Raw genomic sequence first — 14,519 nt, 5'->3', positions numbered from 1 at the left:
GCAGCGGAAGACCGGAGGCTTGCTGATGTGCGGGATCACCGGATGGGTCGCCTTCGAACACGACCTCACCGCCGAACGGGACGTCCTCGACGCGATGACGGCCACCCAGCTCTGCCGCGGCCCGGACGCCGGGGGCGTCCACCTGCAGCCGCACGCCGCACTCGGCCACCGCCGACTCGCGGTGATCGACGTCGAGGGCGGTGTCCAGCCGATGACGGTCGAGCACGACGGCCGAGTGCTGGCCGCGCTCACCTACAGCGGCGAGGTCTACAACCACCGGGAGCTGCGCGCGGAACTGGAGGCGGCCGGGCACCGCTTCCGCACCCGCAGCGACACCGAGGTCGTGCTGCACGCCTACCTGGAGTGGGGCGAGCGCCTGGCCGAGCGGCTCAACGGCATGTTCGCCTTCGCGATCTGGGACGCCCGGCGCGAGGAGCTGCTGCTGGTCCGCGACCGGATGGGCGTCAAGCCGCTGCACTACCGCCCCACCCCGGACGGCGTGCTCTTCGGCTCCGAGGTCAAGGCGATCCTGGCCCACCCCTCGGTACGCCCGGTGGTCGACCTGGACGGGCTGCGCGAACTGCTCGCCCACACCCGCACCCCCGGCCTCACCCCGTACCAGGGCATCCACGAGGTCCGGCCGGGACACGTGGTGCGGGTGCGCCGCGAGGGCATCTCGGTGCGCCGGTACTGGGCGCTGGAGGCGCGCGAGCACACCGACTCGCTGGAGGCCACCGTCGCCACCGTCCGGGCCCTGCTGGACGACATCGTCCACCGCCAGCTGGACTCGGACGTGCCGCTGTGCTCGCTGCTCTCCGGCGGCCTGGACTCCAGCGCCGTCACCGCCCTCGCCGCGATGACGCTGCGCCGGGCCGGGGCCGGCCCGGTGCGCTCCTTCTCCGTCGACTTCACCGGTCAGAACCGGAACTTCCACACCGACGAGGTGCGGCAGACCCAGGACAGCCCGTACGCCGAGCTGCTCGCCGAGCACGTCGGCGCCCACCACACGGTGATCGAGCTGGACGCCGCCGAGCTCACCGACCTGTCCCGGCGCGCCACCGTGCTGCGCGCCCGCGACCTGCCGAACGGCGTCGGCGACATGGACATCTCGCTGCTGCTGCTCTTCCGGGGCGTGCGCCGGGAGTCCACCGTGGCGCTGTCCGGCGAGTCCGCCGACGAGCTGTTCGGCGGCTACCGCTGGTTCCACGACCCGACGACCGTCGCCACCCAGGACTTCCCCTGGCTCGCCGGCATGGCCACCATCGCCGGCCCCGGCTCCGTCCCGCGCGAACACCTGCTGGACGCCGGCCTGCTCACCAAGCTCGACCTGGACGGCTACCGCGGGGCCCGCTACCGCGAGGCGATCGCCGAGGTCCCGCACCTGGACCACGCCGACCCGCTGGAGCGGCGGATGCGCGAGATCTCCTACCTCAACCTGACCCGCTTCGTCTGCATCCTGCTCGACCGCAAGGACCGGATGAGCATGGCCAACGGGCTGGAGGTGCGGGTGCCGTTCTGCGACCACCGGCTGGTCCAGTACGTCTTCAACACCCCGTGGGCGATGAAGAGCTTCGACGGACGGGAGAAGAGCCTGCTGCGCGCCGCCGTCCGGGACGTGCTGCCGGCCGCGATCGCCGACCGGGTGAAGAGTCCGTACCCGGTCACCGCCGACCCGCACTACCCGACGCTGCTGCGCGCCGAACTCGCCCAGCTCGCCGCCGGGCACGAGTCCCCCGCCCTCGGCCTGCTCGACCGGGGCCGGCTCGCCGCCGCACTCGCCCCGGACACCGACCCGCGGTCGGTCCTGCTCGGCGTCGACTTCGCGCTGGACCTGGACGCCTGGCTGACGGAGTACCAGGTGACGCTCGAGCTCTGACCCTTGTGACCGGACGGTGCGGCGGCCCGCGCCCGGACCGCCGCACCCGTCCGGGTGATCATCGGGAACCGGCCCGCCCCGCCCGGTCGTCGCACGATGCGGTAGCGTCGCCGACACCTCCCGAATGGCGGGCGAAAACGCGGCTTCCCGCCCCCACGCCGTCAGGATGGGAGCGAACCGTTCACCTCGATCCGCCGGGGGATCCCGTCATGCAGCCGCGAGTGTTCGCGATTCTCACCGCCGTGCTCCTGGGCGTCCTGGGCCTCGGCTCGGTGGCCGTCACCGACTGGTCGCCCGCGGCGGCCGGCGAGACCCCGGCCGTCGCCGGCACCGCCCCCGGCGCCCAGCCGGCCGTGGCGGGCACCGCGAGCGCCACCCCGACCGGCGACCCGGCGGTGTGGACCCGCTCGACGCTGCGCAACAAGCTGATGGCCGAGATGGACGCCACCGACCCCGGCGTCGCCCTCGCCGACCTCGACCGGATCACCAAGGAGAAGCCGTACACCGTGCGCTTCTGCCACCCGGTCGCGCACGAGCTCGGCCACGCGGCGGTCAAGCGCTACCACGAGGACTTCCAGAAGGTCATCTCCTTCCCGCACGAGACCTGCGCGGCCGGCTACCTGCACGGCGCGGTCGAGGAGATGCTCAACGCCTCCACCCAGCCCGAGGTGGACCTGCTCAAGCTGTGCGCCCCCAAGAACACCGGCCCCTGCATCCACGGCGTCGGCCACGGCACCATGTTCGTCGCCAAGCAGGACGTCGCCAAGGCGCGCGGTCTGTGCAGCGAGTTCACCACCGAGCAGAACCGGATCCGCTGCTCCGAGGGCCTGTTCATGCAGCTCTTCGGCCCGGACGAGGAGGACGAGCAGGCCAAGGCGAACCTGCCCGCCGACAAGCTCGCCCAGGACCCGCTGTACCCGTGCAAGGACCAGCCGGCGCTGTTCCAGTCCGCCTGCTACTTCTACGCCCCGACCTTCTTCCTCTCCTCGCACGACTACCCGAACCACCCCGAGGTCTACGCCGAGGCCCTCAAGTGGTGCCTCAACGGCAAGGCCAACGGCGGGGCCGTGGACTGCAGCCGGGGCGTCGGCTCCCGCACCATGAAGTACAACCTGGACCGCGAGGACTGGGCCGCCCAGCAGTGCGCCACCGCCGCCGACGGCTGGCAGCGCAAGGCCTGCACGGAGGGGCTGGTCAGCTACTACACGGTCAACTACACCGACGGCGGCGCGGCCGGACGACTCTGCGCGAAGATCAGCAACAAGGAGATGCAGGGCTACTGCCGCTCCGCGAGCGGACTGTCCGGCTCGCTGGACTGACCCACCCGGTCCCAGCACGAGGGCCCGCGCCACACGGCGCGGGCCCTCTGCGTAGGATCACCCGACCATCGCCTGATCAGGGTGCGCCGAGGAAGCCGCGCCTCGCCCAGTCCGACCCCGGCCCTCCTGGAGCACGCCATGACCACCGAGGACTTCCGCGGCGCCGCCCACGCCACCGCCGAGCTCGTCTCCGACTACCTCGCCGAACTGCCCGCCCGCCCGGTCTGGCAGCCGATGGACCCGGCCGCCCGGCAGGCGCTGCTCGACGCCCCGCTGCCCGACCGGGGCCGGCCGCTCGCCGAGCTGCTGGACGCCATCGGTCGGGACGTCCTCCCCCACCCCATGGGCAACGGCAACCCGCGCTTCTTCGGCTGGGTCAACTCCGCCCCCGCCCCCGCCGGGGTGCTCGCCACCCTCGCCGCCGCCGCGATGAACCCCAGCTCGGCCGGCGGCGACCACGCCGACGTCCACCTGGAGCGCGCCGTGGTCCGCTGGATCGCCGAACTCGTCGGCTTCCCGCACCCGGCCGGCGGCGGCCTGCTCACCTCCGGCACCTCGATGGCGACCATCGTCTGCCTCGCCGCCGCCCGCAACCGCGCCGCCCGGCAGGCCGGCCGGGACGTCCGCGAGGACGGCCTGGCCGGGATGCCGCCGCTGGTCGGCTACGTCACCGGCGAGACCCACTCCTGCGTCCGCAAGGCCGCCGAGCTCCTCGGCCTCGGCAGCAGGCAGCTGCGCACCGTCGCCACCGGGCCCGACGGCCGCCTGGACACCGCGGACCTGCGGGCGGCGATCGAGCGCGACCGCGCCGCCGGACTGCTGCCCTTCCTGGTGGTCGCCTCGGCCGGCACCGTCGGCACCGGCGCGGTGGACGCCTTCGGCCCGATCGCCGACCTGTGCCGGGAGCAGCGGCTCTGGCTGCACGTGGACGGCGCGTACGGCGCCTTCGGCCGGCTCGACCCCGCCATCGCCCACCGCTACGCCGGTCTGGAGCGCGCCGACTCGCTCGCCCTCGACCCGCACAAGTGGCTCGGCGTCCCGGTCGACTGCGGCTGCGCGCTGGTGCGCGACACCGACGAGCTGCGCGGCACCTTCAGCCTCGTCCCGTCCTACCTGCGCGACGAGGCGGCCGGCTCGCTCGGCTGGTTCTCCGAGTACGGCACCGAGCAGACCCGCCCGTTCCGCGCCCTCAAGGTCTGGGCGACCATCGCCCACCGCGGCCGCGCCGGCCTCGCCCAGGACATCGCCCACTGCACCGCGCTCGCCCGGCACCTGGGCGAACTCGTCGATGCCGACGAGGAGTTGGAGCTGCTCGCCGAGGTGCAGACCTCCATCGTCGCGTTCCGCCACCGCGCCCCCGGCCGGGACGCCGCCGCCCGCGACGCCCTCAACCGCGACCTCCCGCTCGCCGTCCAGCAGCGCGGACGGGTCTTCGTCACCGGCGCCCGGCTCGGCGAGCACGAGATGCTCCGCGCCTGCCTGCTCAACGCCGCGACCACCGAGGAGGACCTGCACCTGCTCCTCGCCGAGGTGAAGGCCGCGGCCCGCGAGCTGCTCCCGTAACACCGCCGGGCGGACCTTAACGGCCGGGTCACGGCGGGTTCGTGATCGGGAAACACCGGTCGGGCACGGTGGAGGCCATGGAGCACTCGAAGCCTTCCTTCCACCGTGCCCGCCGCTGGCGCCGTGACACCGTCGAACTCGCCGCCGCCTTCCTCTCCGTCACCGCCGCCGACCTGATCGCGAAGGTCGTCCTCCACGGCTCCGACGGCCCGGTCGTCCTCGCCACCTCCGCCCTCGCGCTGCTCGCCGCCGCCCTGCTGCACGCCTGGTGGTCACCGCACGCCCCTCCCCCGACCGTCCTGTGGCGGGTGCGCACCACCGCTCTGGCCCACACCCACACCACCCTCGCCGACCACCAGATCACCCTGCTCTCGCTCCACCCCCACCCCACCACCGACGAACTGTTCCTCCGCACTCCCCGATCCCTGGGCCCTGCCGCCCTCACCACCCTGCTCACCGCCACCGGCCACACCGTCGAGGACACCCCGACCCGGATCGCCTGAAACCGCCGGGACCGACGGCGGCGGGGCCCGAGGACGCACCCGCCGCCGGTTCGACGAGGACCGGGGCTCAGCCGTTGCTCGGCGGCTGGACGACGCACACGGCGTTGCCCAGCATGCTGCCGAAGCCCCCGAGCAGGGCGCCGGTCACGGCCTTGCAGGTGGCGGCCTCCTCCGGGGTCTTGGGGCCGTTGTTGCCGGTACTGCTGATGCTGTCGGCGGCGGCCGACTGGGCGAGGGCGAGCGGTACGGCCAGCAGCAGGGCGCAACAGGCGGTGGCCAGTGTGGAGTTCCTGGTGAACATGGCAGAGCCCCTTCGGGTCGAGGTGGGTTCGGCGAAAAGCCGAGCCATCCCTATCCGAAGGGGCTCCCGCGATCACGGATCCTGAGCCGTCCGTGAGCGTGTCCGGTCCGTGCGCGGTCAGTGCGCGGTCGCTCCGTCCCGACCGCATGAGGCGCCGGTCCGGACCTCCGACGGGGTCGTCCCGGCCCGGGCCGCCTGCGCCCTGGGCATCAGTGCGTTCACGATCACGTAACCGGCCGGAAGCGCGCTGTCGGTAGCGTCGCCTCCATGACGGCATCACGCACTGGCTCCGAACGGCTCTGGCACCGGCCTTTCCGCAGGTCCGACCGCAGGTGCGCGGCGCCCGACGGCCAGGCCGCCCGGCTGCCCGCGCTCACCGGCGGCCCGTACCGGCAGGCCCGCCCGCACCCGGCGCCGACCCGTCCGGACGCCCAGGCCCGCCTCAGCGCCCAGGCCGTGGATGAGGTGTCCCGGCTGCCCCTGCCGGACGGGACCGAGCTGCTGCTGCGCCCCGCCGGGCCGGATGACAAGGCGGCGGCCCTCGCGATGCACGACCGCTGCTCCCCCACCGCACTGCGGCTGCGCTACCACGGGCCGGTCCGCGACGCCGGCCGCTACCTGGACCACCTGCTGGACGCCCGGCACGGCCGCAGCCTCGCCGTGACCGCCCCCGACGGGCGGCTGCTCGCCCTCGGGCACCTGATGTGGGACGACGGCGAGGCGGAGCTCGCCGTGCTGGTCGAGGACGCCTGGCAGCGGCACGGACTGGGCCTGGCCCTGCTGCGGCGGCTGACCGCGGCGGCCCGGGCGGCCGGGATCGGGACGGTGTACGCGGTGACCCAGGCCGCGAACGCCGCGCTGATCGCCGCGATGCGCCGGCTGGCCGCGCCGCTGGACTTCCGCGCCGAGGACGGCACCCTGGTGATCACCGCCACCCTGGCCGGCGGAACCGCCCTCGCACCGGCCCCCACACCGGGCCGCTGATCATTTCTTCACTACATCCTTACCAAGCATCCCGGGAACCCGGCGACGGCCGCGGAGCGTCCCCCCGGGAACGAAGGGTCCCTCCGTACACCGCCCTCCTTGACGGACCGTCAGCGGTCCCCGCGCCCATGTCTCAGCAGGCGGCGCGGGGTCCGGGTCCTCCGGTCGGGCGACGGAGTCGGTAGGCTGACCCCGTCCCCGCCGCCCGACGGCCTGTTATCCGGCCACGGGTGGTGCCGCAGCAAGGAGGAACCACTGAGCATGGCAGGCACCGAATCGGAGCCCACAGGCGCACGCGACGCCTCGCTGCCGGCCCGCGCCAAGATCGCGGTCACGGCCGGTCGGGTCGCCGCAGCCGTGTCGCGCAAGGCCGGACGCGGAAGCGGCTCGGTGATCGGCGGCAAGGTCGCCCTCAGGCTCGACCCCGATCTGCTCGCCACCCTCGCCGACCACCTGGACGTCGTCCTGGTCAGCGCGACCAACGGCAAGACCACCACCACCCGCCTGATCGCCGAGGCGCTGCGCGCCGCCGGCCCGGTGGTCTCCAACGCCCTGGGCGCCAACATGCCCGCCGGCATCACCTCCGCCCTGGCCGGCGGCAGCGAGGCCCGCTTCGGCGTGATCGAGGTCGACGAGAAGTACCTGGCGACCGTCGCCCGCGACACCCGCCCCAAGGCGATCGCCCTGCTCAACCTCTCCCGCGACCAGCTCGACCGCGCCGCCGAGACCCGCATGATGGCCGAGAAGTGGCGCGAGGGCCTGCAGGACACCGAGGCCGTGGTCATCGCCAACGCCGACGACCCGCTGGTGACCTGGGCCGCCTCCTCCTGCAAGAAGGTGGTCTGGGTGGCCGCCGGACAGGCCTGGAAGGAGGACGCCTGGTCCTGCCCCGCGTGCGGCGGTGTGATGCAGCGCCCCGGCGACGACTGGTTCTGCCAGGACTGCGGCTTCCGGCGCCCCAACCCGCACTGGGCGCTCCAGGGCACCCACGTGATCGACCCGCAGCGCGGCGCCTGGCCGATCCAGCTGCAGCTGCCCGGCCGGGCCAACCTGGCCAACGCCACCAGCTCGGCCGCCGTCGCCGCCGTGTTCGGTGTCTCCCCGCAGGTCGCGCTGGAGCGGATGCGCTCGGTGACCGCCGTGGCCGGCCGCTACGACGTGGTCCAGTACCAGGGCCGGGACATCAGGCTGCTGCTGGCCAAGAACCCGGCCGGCTGGCTGGAGACCTTCTCGCTGATCGACGGCCCGCCGGCCCCGGTGCTCCTCTCCGTCAACGCCCTCGACGCCGACGGCACCGACACCTCCTGGCTGTGGGACGTCGACTACGAGCGCCTGGCCGGCCACCCCATCTTCGTGATGGGCCAGCGCAAGCTGGACCTGGCCGTCCGCCTGGAGGTCGCCGGGCTGCAGTTCCACGTGGTGGACACCCTGGAGCAGGCCGTCCGGATGGCCCCGCCCGGCCGGATCGAGGCCATCGCCAACTACACCGCCTTCCAGCAGCTGCGGAAGGTCGTGGCCGGCTGATGCCGCGCCCGCACACCAGTCTTTTCGTGACGGAAGGCCTTCGAGGATGAGTGAGAGCAGCCTGCGCGTGGTCTGGGTCTACCCGGACCTGCTCAGCACCTACGGCGACCGGGGCAACGCCCTGGTCGTGGAGCGCCGGGCCCGCCAGCGCCATCTCAACGTGACCCGGATCGACGTCCGCTCCGACCAGGCGGTCCCCACCAGCGGGGACATCTACCTGATCGGCGGCGGCGAGGACCGCCCCCAGCGGCTGGCCGCCGAGCGGCTGCGCGCCGACAGCGGCCTGGTCCGGGCCGCGGAGAACGGCGCGATCATCTTCGGCGTCTGCGCCGGCTTCCAGATCATGGGCCACGAGTTCATCAACGACCTCGGCGAGCGCGAGCCGGGCCTGGGCCTGCTCGACGTCTGGACCACCCGCAACGACGGCCCCCGCTGCGTCGGCGACGTGCTGGCCGACGTGGACCCGCGGCTCGGCCTGCCGCAGCTGACCGGCTTCGAGAACCACCAGGGCCTCACCCACCTCGGCCAGGGCGTCCAGCCGTTCGCGACCGTCACCGTCGGCCGGGGCAACGGCACCGGCGACGGCACCGAGGGCGCCTGGCGGGACACCGTCTTCGGCACCTACATGCACGGCCCGGTGCTGGCCCGCAATCCCGCCATCGCCGACATGCTGATCCGGCTGGCACTGGACGTCAACGCCCTGCCGCCGGCCGACACCACCTGGTACGACGCGCTGCGCGCCGAGCGCATCGCCGCCGCAACGCGCCCCTCGTAGTACCCCGGTACGCCCCGCCGGGTGCCCGCCATGCGGTCACCCGGCCCACGGGCGGCCCCGGACGTACGACAATGGGGCTGCCGGCTGCACACCCTCCTCGGCAGCAGGCTTTAATTCCGCGCGGGGGCGCCGACGGCGCCGCTCCCGCGTCGGCTCCTGCCCGGCCGGACCAGGGGCCGTATGCTCGACTTCACGGCCGTTTTCGGACGTTCCGTCCGGATCGGCCGGTCCTTCACCCCGCGGCCACCTCCCCGCCATCCCGGTGTGGGAGCGCCTCGTTACGGTGTCGGCTCGTCGTCCCAGCCTGTAGTCCGGCCGTTCCTCGGTTCTGCTCAGGAGTTGCAAAGCTAATGCGTATCGGAGTGCTGACCAGCGGCGGTGACTGCCCCGGCCTGAACGCGGTGATCCGTTCTGTGGTGCACCGGGGGGTGGTCGACCACGGCGACGAGATCATCGGGTTCGAGGACGGTTGGCGCGGTTTCCTGGAGGGCCACCACCGCCCCCTGACCCTGGACTCGGTGAGCGGCATCCTCGCCCAGGGCGGCACCATCCTCGGGTCCTCCCGGGTGCAGCCGAGCCACCTGCGGGACGGCGTGGAGCGGGCCAAGAAGTACTGCTCCGACCTCGGCCTGGACGCGGTGATCCCGATCGGCGGCGAGGGCACCCTGAAGGCCGCCAAGCTGATGAGCGACGCGGGCCTGCCGATCGTCGGCGTGCCGAAGACCATCGACAACGACATCGCCGCCACCGACGTGACCTTCGGCTTCGACACCGCCGTCTCGGTCGCCACCGAGGCGCTGGACCGGCTGAAGACCACCGCCGAGTCCCACCAGCGGGTCATGGTCGTCGAGGTCATGGGCCGGCACACCGGCTGGATCGCGCTGAACGCGGGCATGGCGGCCGGCGCCCACGCCATCGTCGTCCCGGAACGCCCGTTCCACATCGAGAAGCTCACCGCCGTCGTCCGCGAGCGCTTCGACCGCCAGAAGAAGTTCGCCATCGTGGTCTGCGCCGAGGGCGCCAAGCCCGAGCCCGGCACCATGCACTGGGAGGAGGGCAGCAAGGACATCTACGGCCACGAGCGCTTCACCGGCATCGCCACCCAGCTCTCCCGCGAGCTGGAGCACCGCCTCGGCAAGGAGGCCCGTCCGGTGATCCTCGGCCACACCCAGCGCGGCGGCACCCCGACCGCCTACGACCGGGTGCTCGCCACCCGCTTCGGCTGGCACGCCGTCGAGGCCGTCCACAAGGGTGCCTTCGGGCACATCACCGCGCTGCAGGGCACCAACATCAACCTGGTGCCGCTGGCCGAGGCGGTCGCCGAGCTGAAGACCGTCCCCCAGGAGCGCTACCTGGAGGCCGAGACGGTCATCTGACCGTCCGCCCGCCGCACTTCGGGCCCCCGGACCGCTCCTGACGGTCCGGGGGCCCGCGTGCGTCCTCGCCCGGTCTCGCGCGTCCCGACTTCCAACACCAATCAACAACCCGGGATCATCGATCCACACATCATCGCGGCGACCCAACACGCCTGGGTGCCGTGACCATTGACGCTGCCCCGGCTTTCCCCGAAGCTGTCATGAGCACCCACCTACCTATCGACCGGTAGGTGGATGCCGTCGAGCGCTCCCCCGTTGACCGCTCCTGACCAGGACGACCGCCAGGTGCCCGATGGAGTGCGCAGCGCGCCCGCGAGGACCGGCGGGCATAACGAGACGGTTTCGAAACCGCCCCAGAGGCAAACCTGAGCTTGACTCAGGCCTGAGCCGGGCGTTTCCTTTTGCTCCATCGCGTTTGATTGCGATGCTTTCTGATTGATTCTGTTGCTACTGGCTGATCGACCCCCACCCTCAGGAGCCCCACCATGCACCTCTCCCCCCGTGGCCGCCTGGCCTCGCTCGCCGCGCTGAGCCTGGTCACCGCCTTCGGTCTGACGGCCTGTTCCACCGGGCAGACCTCCTCCTCCGGGGCCGGCGCCCCGGTGGCCCCGGTGTCCGGCAAGGTCTCGATCACCTACCTGCAGAAGCAGGGCGACCAGCAGTACTTCGTGGACGAGGCCGCGGGCGCCAAGGCCAAGGCGGCCGAACTGGGCGCCGACCTGAAGGTCGTGAACCTCGGCGACGACGCCAACAAGACGGTCAGCGAGGTGCAGGCCGCGATCGCGCAGAAGAGCAACGGCCTGATCATCGTGGTCCCGGACCCGGCGGTCGGCCCGCAGGTCGTCCAGACGGCCCGGGACGCCAAGGCCGCACTGCTCACCTCCGACGACCAGGTCTGCGCGAGCGGCCCCTCCCCGGCGCAGTGCGCCGCGGGCGACCTGGTGCCCCGGATCGGCTTCTCCGGCCAGCAGATGGGTCAGCAGGTCGGCCAGCGCGCCGCGGAGGAGTTCAAGAAGGCCGGCTGGAACCCGGCCGACACCCGGATCCTCTCCGCCTGGAAGCAGGACGTGACCGTCTGCGGCGACCGGGTCAAGGCCGCCAAGGCCGCCTTCGACCAGGCCGTGCCGGGCGTGCAGAGCATCGACGTGGCCACCGACAACACCCCGACCGGCGCGCAGGACAAGGTGGCCGCCACCATCACCGCCAACCCCGGCGTCAAGCACTGGGTGGCGTGGGGCTGCAACGACGAGAACGTCCAGGGCGCCGTCACCGCCCTGCAGAACGCCGGGATAAGCCCCGACGACATCGACGGCGTCGGCCTGGGCGCCTACCTGGCGTGCAAGGACTGGGCCTCCGGCAAGCCCTCCGGCATGAAGGCCGCCCTGTTCATCAACGGCAAGGACGTCGGCGCCCTGTCGGTGCAGACGATGTACGACAAGCTCAAGAACGGCAAGGACTTCCCCAAGGAGGCCTTCGCCCCGACCAAGATGGTCGACGCCGCGACCTGGCAGTCCGCGGGCGTGTCCTGCAGCTGACGCCGCACCCGGCGTCGCGCCGAGCCGGCGGCGCGGCAGGCCGCCGCCGGCCCCGCCGCACCCCCGCCGCTCCCGAAGACCGTCCGTACCGCTCGTACCGCACTGCCAACGAGGCCCCCATGACCCCACCCGAACCCTCGCCCCTCCCGCCACCGGACGGCTCCGCCGGCCTGAGCGCCGAGGGGGTGTCCAAGCGCTTCGGCACCGTCCAGGCGCTGACGGACGTCACCCTCACCTTCCCGCCCGGCCAGGTCACCGCCCTGATGGGCGAGAACGGCGCCGGCAAGTCGACCCTGCTGCGCGTCCTCACCGGCGACCACCGCCCCACCGAGGGACGCGTCCTGCTGGACGGCCGGGCCCTGGACCTGCACTCCCCGCAGGACGCCCGCCGCGCCGGGATCCGGATCATCCCGCAGGAACCCGAGATCATCCCGCACGTCCCGGTCGCCGAGAACGTCTACGCCGGCTCGCTGCCCCGCACCCGGCTGCGCCGCCTGGACCGCGCCGGGCTGCGCCGCCGGATCGTCGCCGACCTGCGGCGCCTGGGCTTCGACAAGGTCCTGGACCCCGATCTCCTCGGCTCCGAACTCACGGCCGCCCAACGCCAGTTGGTCGAGATCATGCGGGCCCTGACCGGCGCGGTCCCGCCGCGCGCGATCGCCTTCGACGAGCCCACCTCCTCGCTCTCCGAGCACGAGGTCGAGGCCCTGTTCGCCCTGATCGGACGCCTGCGCGACGAGGGCATCGCGGTCATCTACGTCTCCCACCGGATGAAGGAGATCTTCCAGCTCGCCGACCGCATCGCCGTGCTGCGCGACGGTCGGGTGGCCGGCGTGGTCCAGGCCGCCGCCACCGACGAGAGCGAGCTCGTCCGGCTCATGGTCGGCCGCGACCTGTCCTCGCTGTTCGTCCGCCAGCAGGTCGCCACCGACCGCGTCGTCCTGGACGTCGACGACGTCACCACCGACGACGTGCGCGGCATCAGCCTGCAGGTCCGGGCCGGCGAGGTCGTCGCGCTGGCCGGCCTGATCGGCGCCGGACGCTCCGAACTCGCCCTCGCCCTGGCCGGCGACGTCCCCGTTCGCTCCGGCACGGTGTCCCTCAACGGCGAAGTCCTGCGACTGGGGAACCCCCGCGCCGCCATCGCCGCCGGCATCGGCCTGGCCCCCGAGGAGCGCAAGGCCCAGGCGCTGTTCCTGCACCGCACGATCCGGGACAACACCTCGCTGGTCAGCCTGCGCCGACTCAGCCGGTGGCGGTTCGTCAAGCGCCGCCAGGAGAAGGACCTCGCCCAGGAGTACGCCGACCGGCTGCGGGTCCGCGCGCCCTCCGTCGAGGCGGAGGTCCGCACCCTGTCCGGCGGCAACCAGCAGAAGGTCGTCCTGGCCCGCTGGCTCGCCCGCAGGCCCGACCTGCTGATCCTCGACGAACCCACCCGCGGCGTCGACATCGGCGCCAAGGCCGAGATCTACCAGATCATCGCCGACCTCGCCCGCGAGGGCACCGCCGTCCTGGTCATCTCCTCCGAACTGCCCGAAGTGCTCGGCCTCGCCGACCGCATCGTGGTGATGCAGAACGGCCGCACCACCGGCGAGCTCACCCGCGAGCAGGCGACGGAAGAGGCCGTCCTCGCCCTCGCCATGGCCGACGACCTCGCCACCACCGCCCCCGCCCAGACCGGAGAGATTCGATGACCGCCGTCACGCCCCCGACCGCCCCGGTGCCGGACGCCGGAGCCCTGCCCGCCCGGTCCGGTGGCCCGCGTGCCCTGCTCGCCGCGGTCGGCGGCCAGAACCTCAGCCTGATCGGCGCCCTCGTCGCCGTCGTCGCCCTGTTCGGCTGGCTCAACCCGAACTTCGTCGGCTGGGACAACATCCAGGTCATCGCCGAGGCCGCCACCATCTCCGGCCTGCTGGCCGTCGTCCAGACCGTCGTGATCATCTGCGGCGGCCTCGACATCTCGGTCGGCTCCCAGGCCGGCCTGGCCTCCGTCACCAGCGCCATGGTCTTCACCTCCACCGGCGCCAACCCCTACCTCGGCATCGGCGCCGCCCTCGCCATCGGCGCCGGCATCGGCCTGTTCAACGGCGTGGTCATCGTCTACGGCCGGGTCAACCCCACCATCGCCACCCTCGCCGGACTGGCCGCCTACAAGGGCGTCGCCCAGCTCGTCTCGGACGGCCGGGCCCAGGGCTACGTGCTCAACGACCCGGTCTTCGTCTTCCTCAGCCGAGGGAAGATCGCCGGCCTGCCCACCATGGTCTGGCTGCTGATCCTCACCGCCGTCGCCGTGCACGCCCTGCTCACGTACACCGACATCGGCCGCAACATCTACGCCATCGGCGGCAACGACACCGCCGCCCGCCTGGCCGGCATCAACCTCAACAAGTACCTGATCGCCGCCTACGCCCTCTCCGGCACCGTCGCCGCCCTCGCGGGCGTGCTGCTCACCGCCCGCACCGGCAGCGGCCAGCCCGTCTCCGGCAGCGAGGGCCTGGAGCTGCAGTCGATCACCGCGGCCGCCCTCGGCGGCTGCGCCCTCAAGGGCGGCAAGGGCGGCATCGGCGGCACCCTGCTCGCCGTCGCGCTGCTCGGCGCACTGCAGAACGGCCTCACCGTCCAGGGCATCAACGCCTTCTGGCAGAACGTCGCCCAGGGCACCCTGCTGGTCGCCGCCGTCGTCATCCAGCAGCGCCGCAACCGCGAACGCGCGGTCGGCCTGCCCGCCTGACGCCCGCCGGCTGCCGCGGTCGGGCCCGGGCC

12 protein-coding genes are annotated in these 14,519 nt (G+C 73.0%); 11 read left to right on the top strand and 1 reads right to left on the bottom strand.

What is annotated here, in order from left to right; all coding sequences use genetic code 11:
- Positions 1-25: 25 nt before the first annotated feature.
- From asnB to ACFVWU_RS02785, 4 genes are all read left to right on the top strand, one after another.
- Entirely contained in the window at positions 26-1,876 is a 1,851-nt protein-coding gene (gene asnB / locus ACFVWU_RS02800; protein ID WP_387614574.1) for an asparagine synthase (glutamine-hydrolyzing), read from the top strand.
- A 209-nt stretch (positions 1,877-2,085) separates the two neighbouring features.
- On the top strand, positions 2,086-3,195 hold the full coding sequence (locus tag ACFVWU_RS02795; RefSeq protein ID WP_387614571.1) for a hypothetical protein: 1,110 nt from the start codon (positions 2,086-2,088) through the stop codon (positions 3,193-3,195).
- A 138-nt stretch (positions 3,196-3,333) separates the two neighbouring features.
- Complete coding sequence (locus ACFVWU_RS02790; RefSeq protein ID WP_387614568.1) at positions 3,334-4,758, top strand: pyridoxal phosphate-dependent decarboxylase family protein; 1,425 nt, start codon at positions 3,334-3,336, stop codon at positions 4,756-4,758.
- 77 nt (positions 4,759-4,835) lie between these two features.
- Entirely contained in the window at positions 4,836-5,261 is a 426-nt protein-coding gene (locus ACFVWU_RS02785) for a hypothetical protein (protein ID WP_387614565.1), read from the top strand.
- A 67-nt stretch (positions 5,262-5,328) separates the two neighbouring features.
- Here the strand turns inward: ACFVWU_RS02785 and ACFVWU_RS02780 are convergent, their stop codons facing one another.
- Positions 5,329-5,562, bottom strand: a complete 234-nt coding sequence (locus tag ACFVWU_RS02780; RefSeq protein WP_387614562.1) for a hypothetical protein — start codon at positions 5,560-5,562, stop codon at positions 5,329-5,331.
- Between the two features lie 267 nt (positions 5,563-5,829).
- On the opposite strand from ACFVWU_RS02780, the gene ACFVWU_RS02775 reads away from it, so the two are divergent.
- The 7 genes from ACFVWU_RS02775 to ACFVWU_RS02745 all read left to right on the top strand — a co-directional run bounded on the left by ACFVWU_RS02775 (position 5,830) and on the right by ACFVWU_RS02745 (position 14,487).
- Positions 5,830-6,546, top strand: coding sequence for a GNAT family N-acetyltransferase (locus ACFVWU_RS02775; protein WP_387614559.1), 717 nt, complete (start codon positions 5,830-5,832; stop codon positions 6,544-6,546).
- A 261-nt stretch (positions 6,547-6,807) separates the two neighbouring features.
- A complete protein-coding gene (locus ACFVWU_RS02770; protein ID WP_387614556.1) occupies positions 6,808-8,070 on the top strand; it encodes a MurT ligase domain-containing protein in 1,263 nt (420 codons plus the stop codon).
- A 46-nt stretch (positions 8,071-8,116) separates the two neighbouring features.
- Complete coding sequence (locus tag ACFVWU_RS02765) at positions 8,117-8,845, top strand: type 1 glutamine amidotransferase (protein WP_387614554.1); 729 nt, start codon at positions 8,117-8,119, stop codon at positions 8,843-8,845.
- Between the two features lie 350 nt (positions 8,846-9,195).
- Positions 9,196-10,221 (top strand): 6-phosphofructokinase, encoded by a 1,026-nt coding sequence (locus tag ACFVWU_RS02760; protein ID WP_380610380.1) that lies wholly within the window; start codon positions 9,196-9,198, stop codon positions 10,219-10,221.
- A gap of 485 nt (positions 10,222-10,706) precedes the next feature.
- Positions 10,707-11,756: a substrate-binding domain-containing protein gene (locus ACFVWU_RS02755; RefSeq protein ID WP_387614552.1), complete on the top strand. Its 1,050-nt coding sequence runs from the start codon at positions 10,707-10,709 to the stop codon at positions 11,754-11,756.
- A gap of 119 nt (positions 11,757-11,875) precedes the next feature.
- On the top strand, positions 11,876-13,450 hold the full coding sequence (locus ACFVWU_RS02750) for a sugar ABC transporter ATP-binding protein (protein WP_387614549.1): 1,575 nt from the start codon (positions 11,876-11,878) through the stop codon (positions 13,448-13,450).
- Positions 13,447-14,487: an ABC transporter permease gene (locus ACFVWU_RS02745; RefSeq protein ID WP_387614547.1), complete on the top strand. Its 1,041-nt coding sequence runs from the start codon at positions 13,447-13,449 to the stop codon at positions 14,485-14,487. Before ACFVWU_RS02750 ends, ACFVWU_RS02745 begins: the two co-directional genes overlap by 4 nt.
- Positions 14,488-14,519: the final 32 nt, after the last annotated feature.

Origin of the sequence: Kitasatospora sp. NPDC058190 (genome assembly GCF_042883685.1) — a bacterium.
GTDB lineage: Bacteria > Actinomycetota > Actinomycetes > Streptomycetales > Streptomycetaceae > Kitasatospora.
Note: the sequence above shows the minus strand (reverse complement) of the source record. Positions and strands in the feature narration are given on the sequence as shown.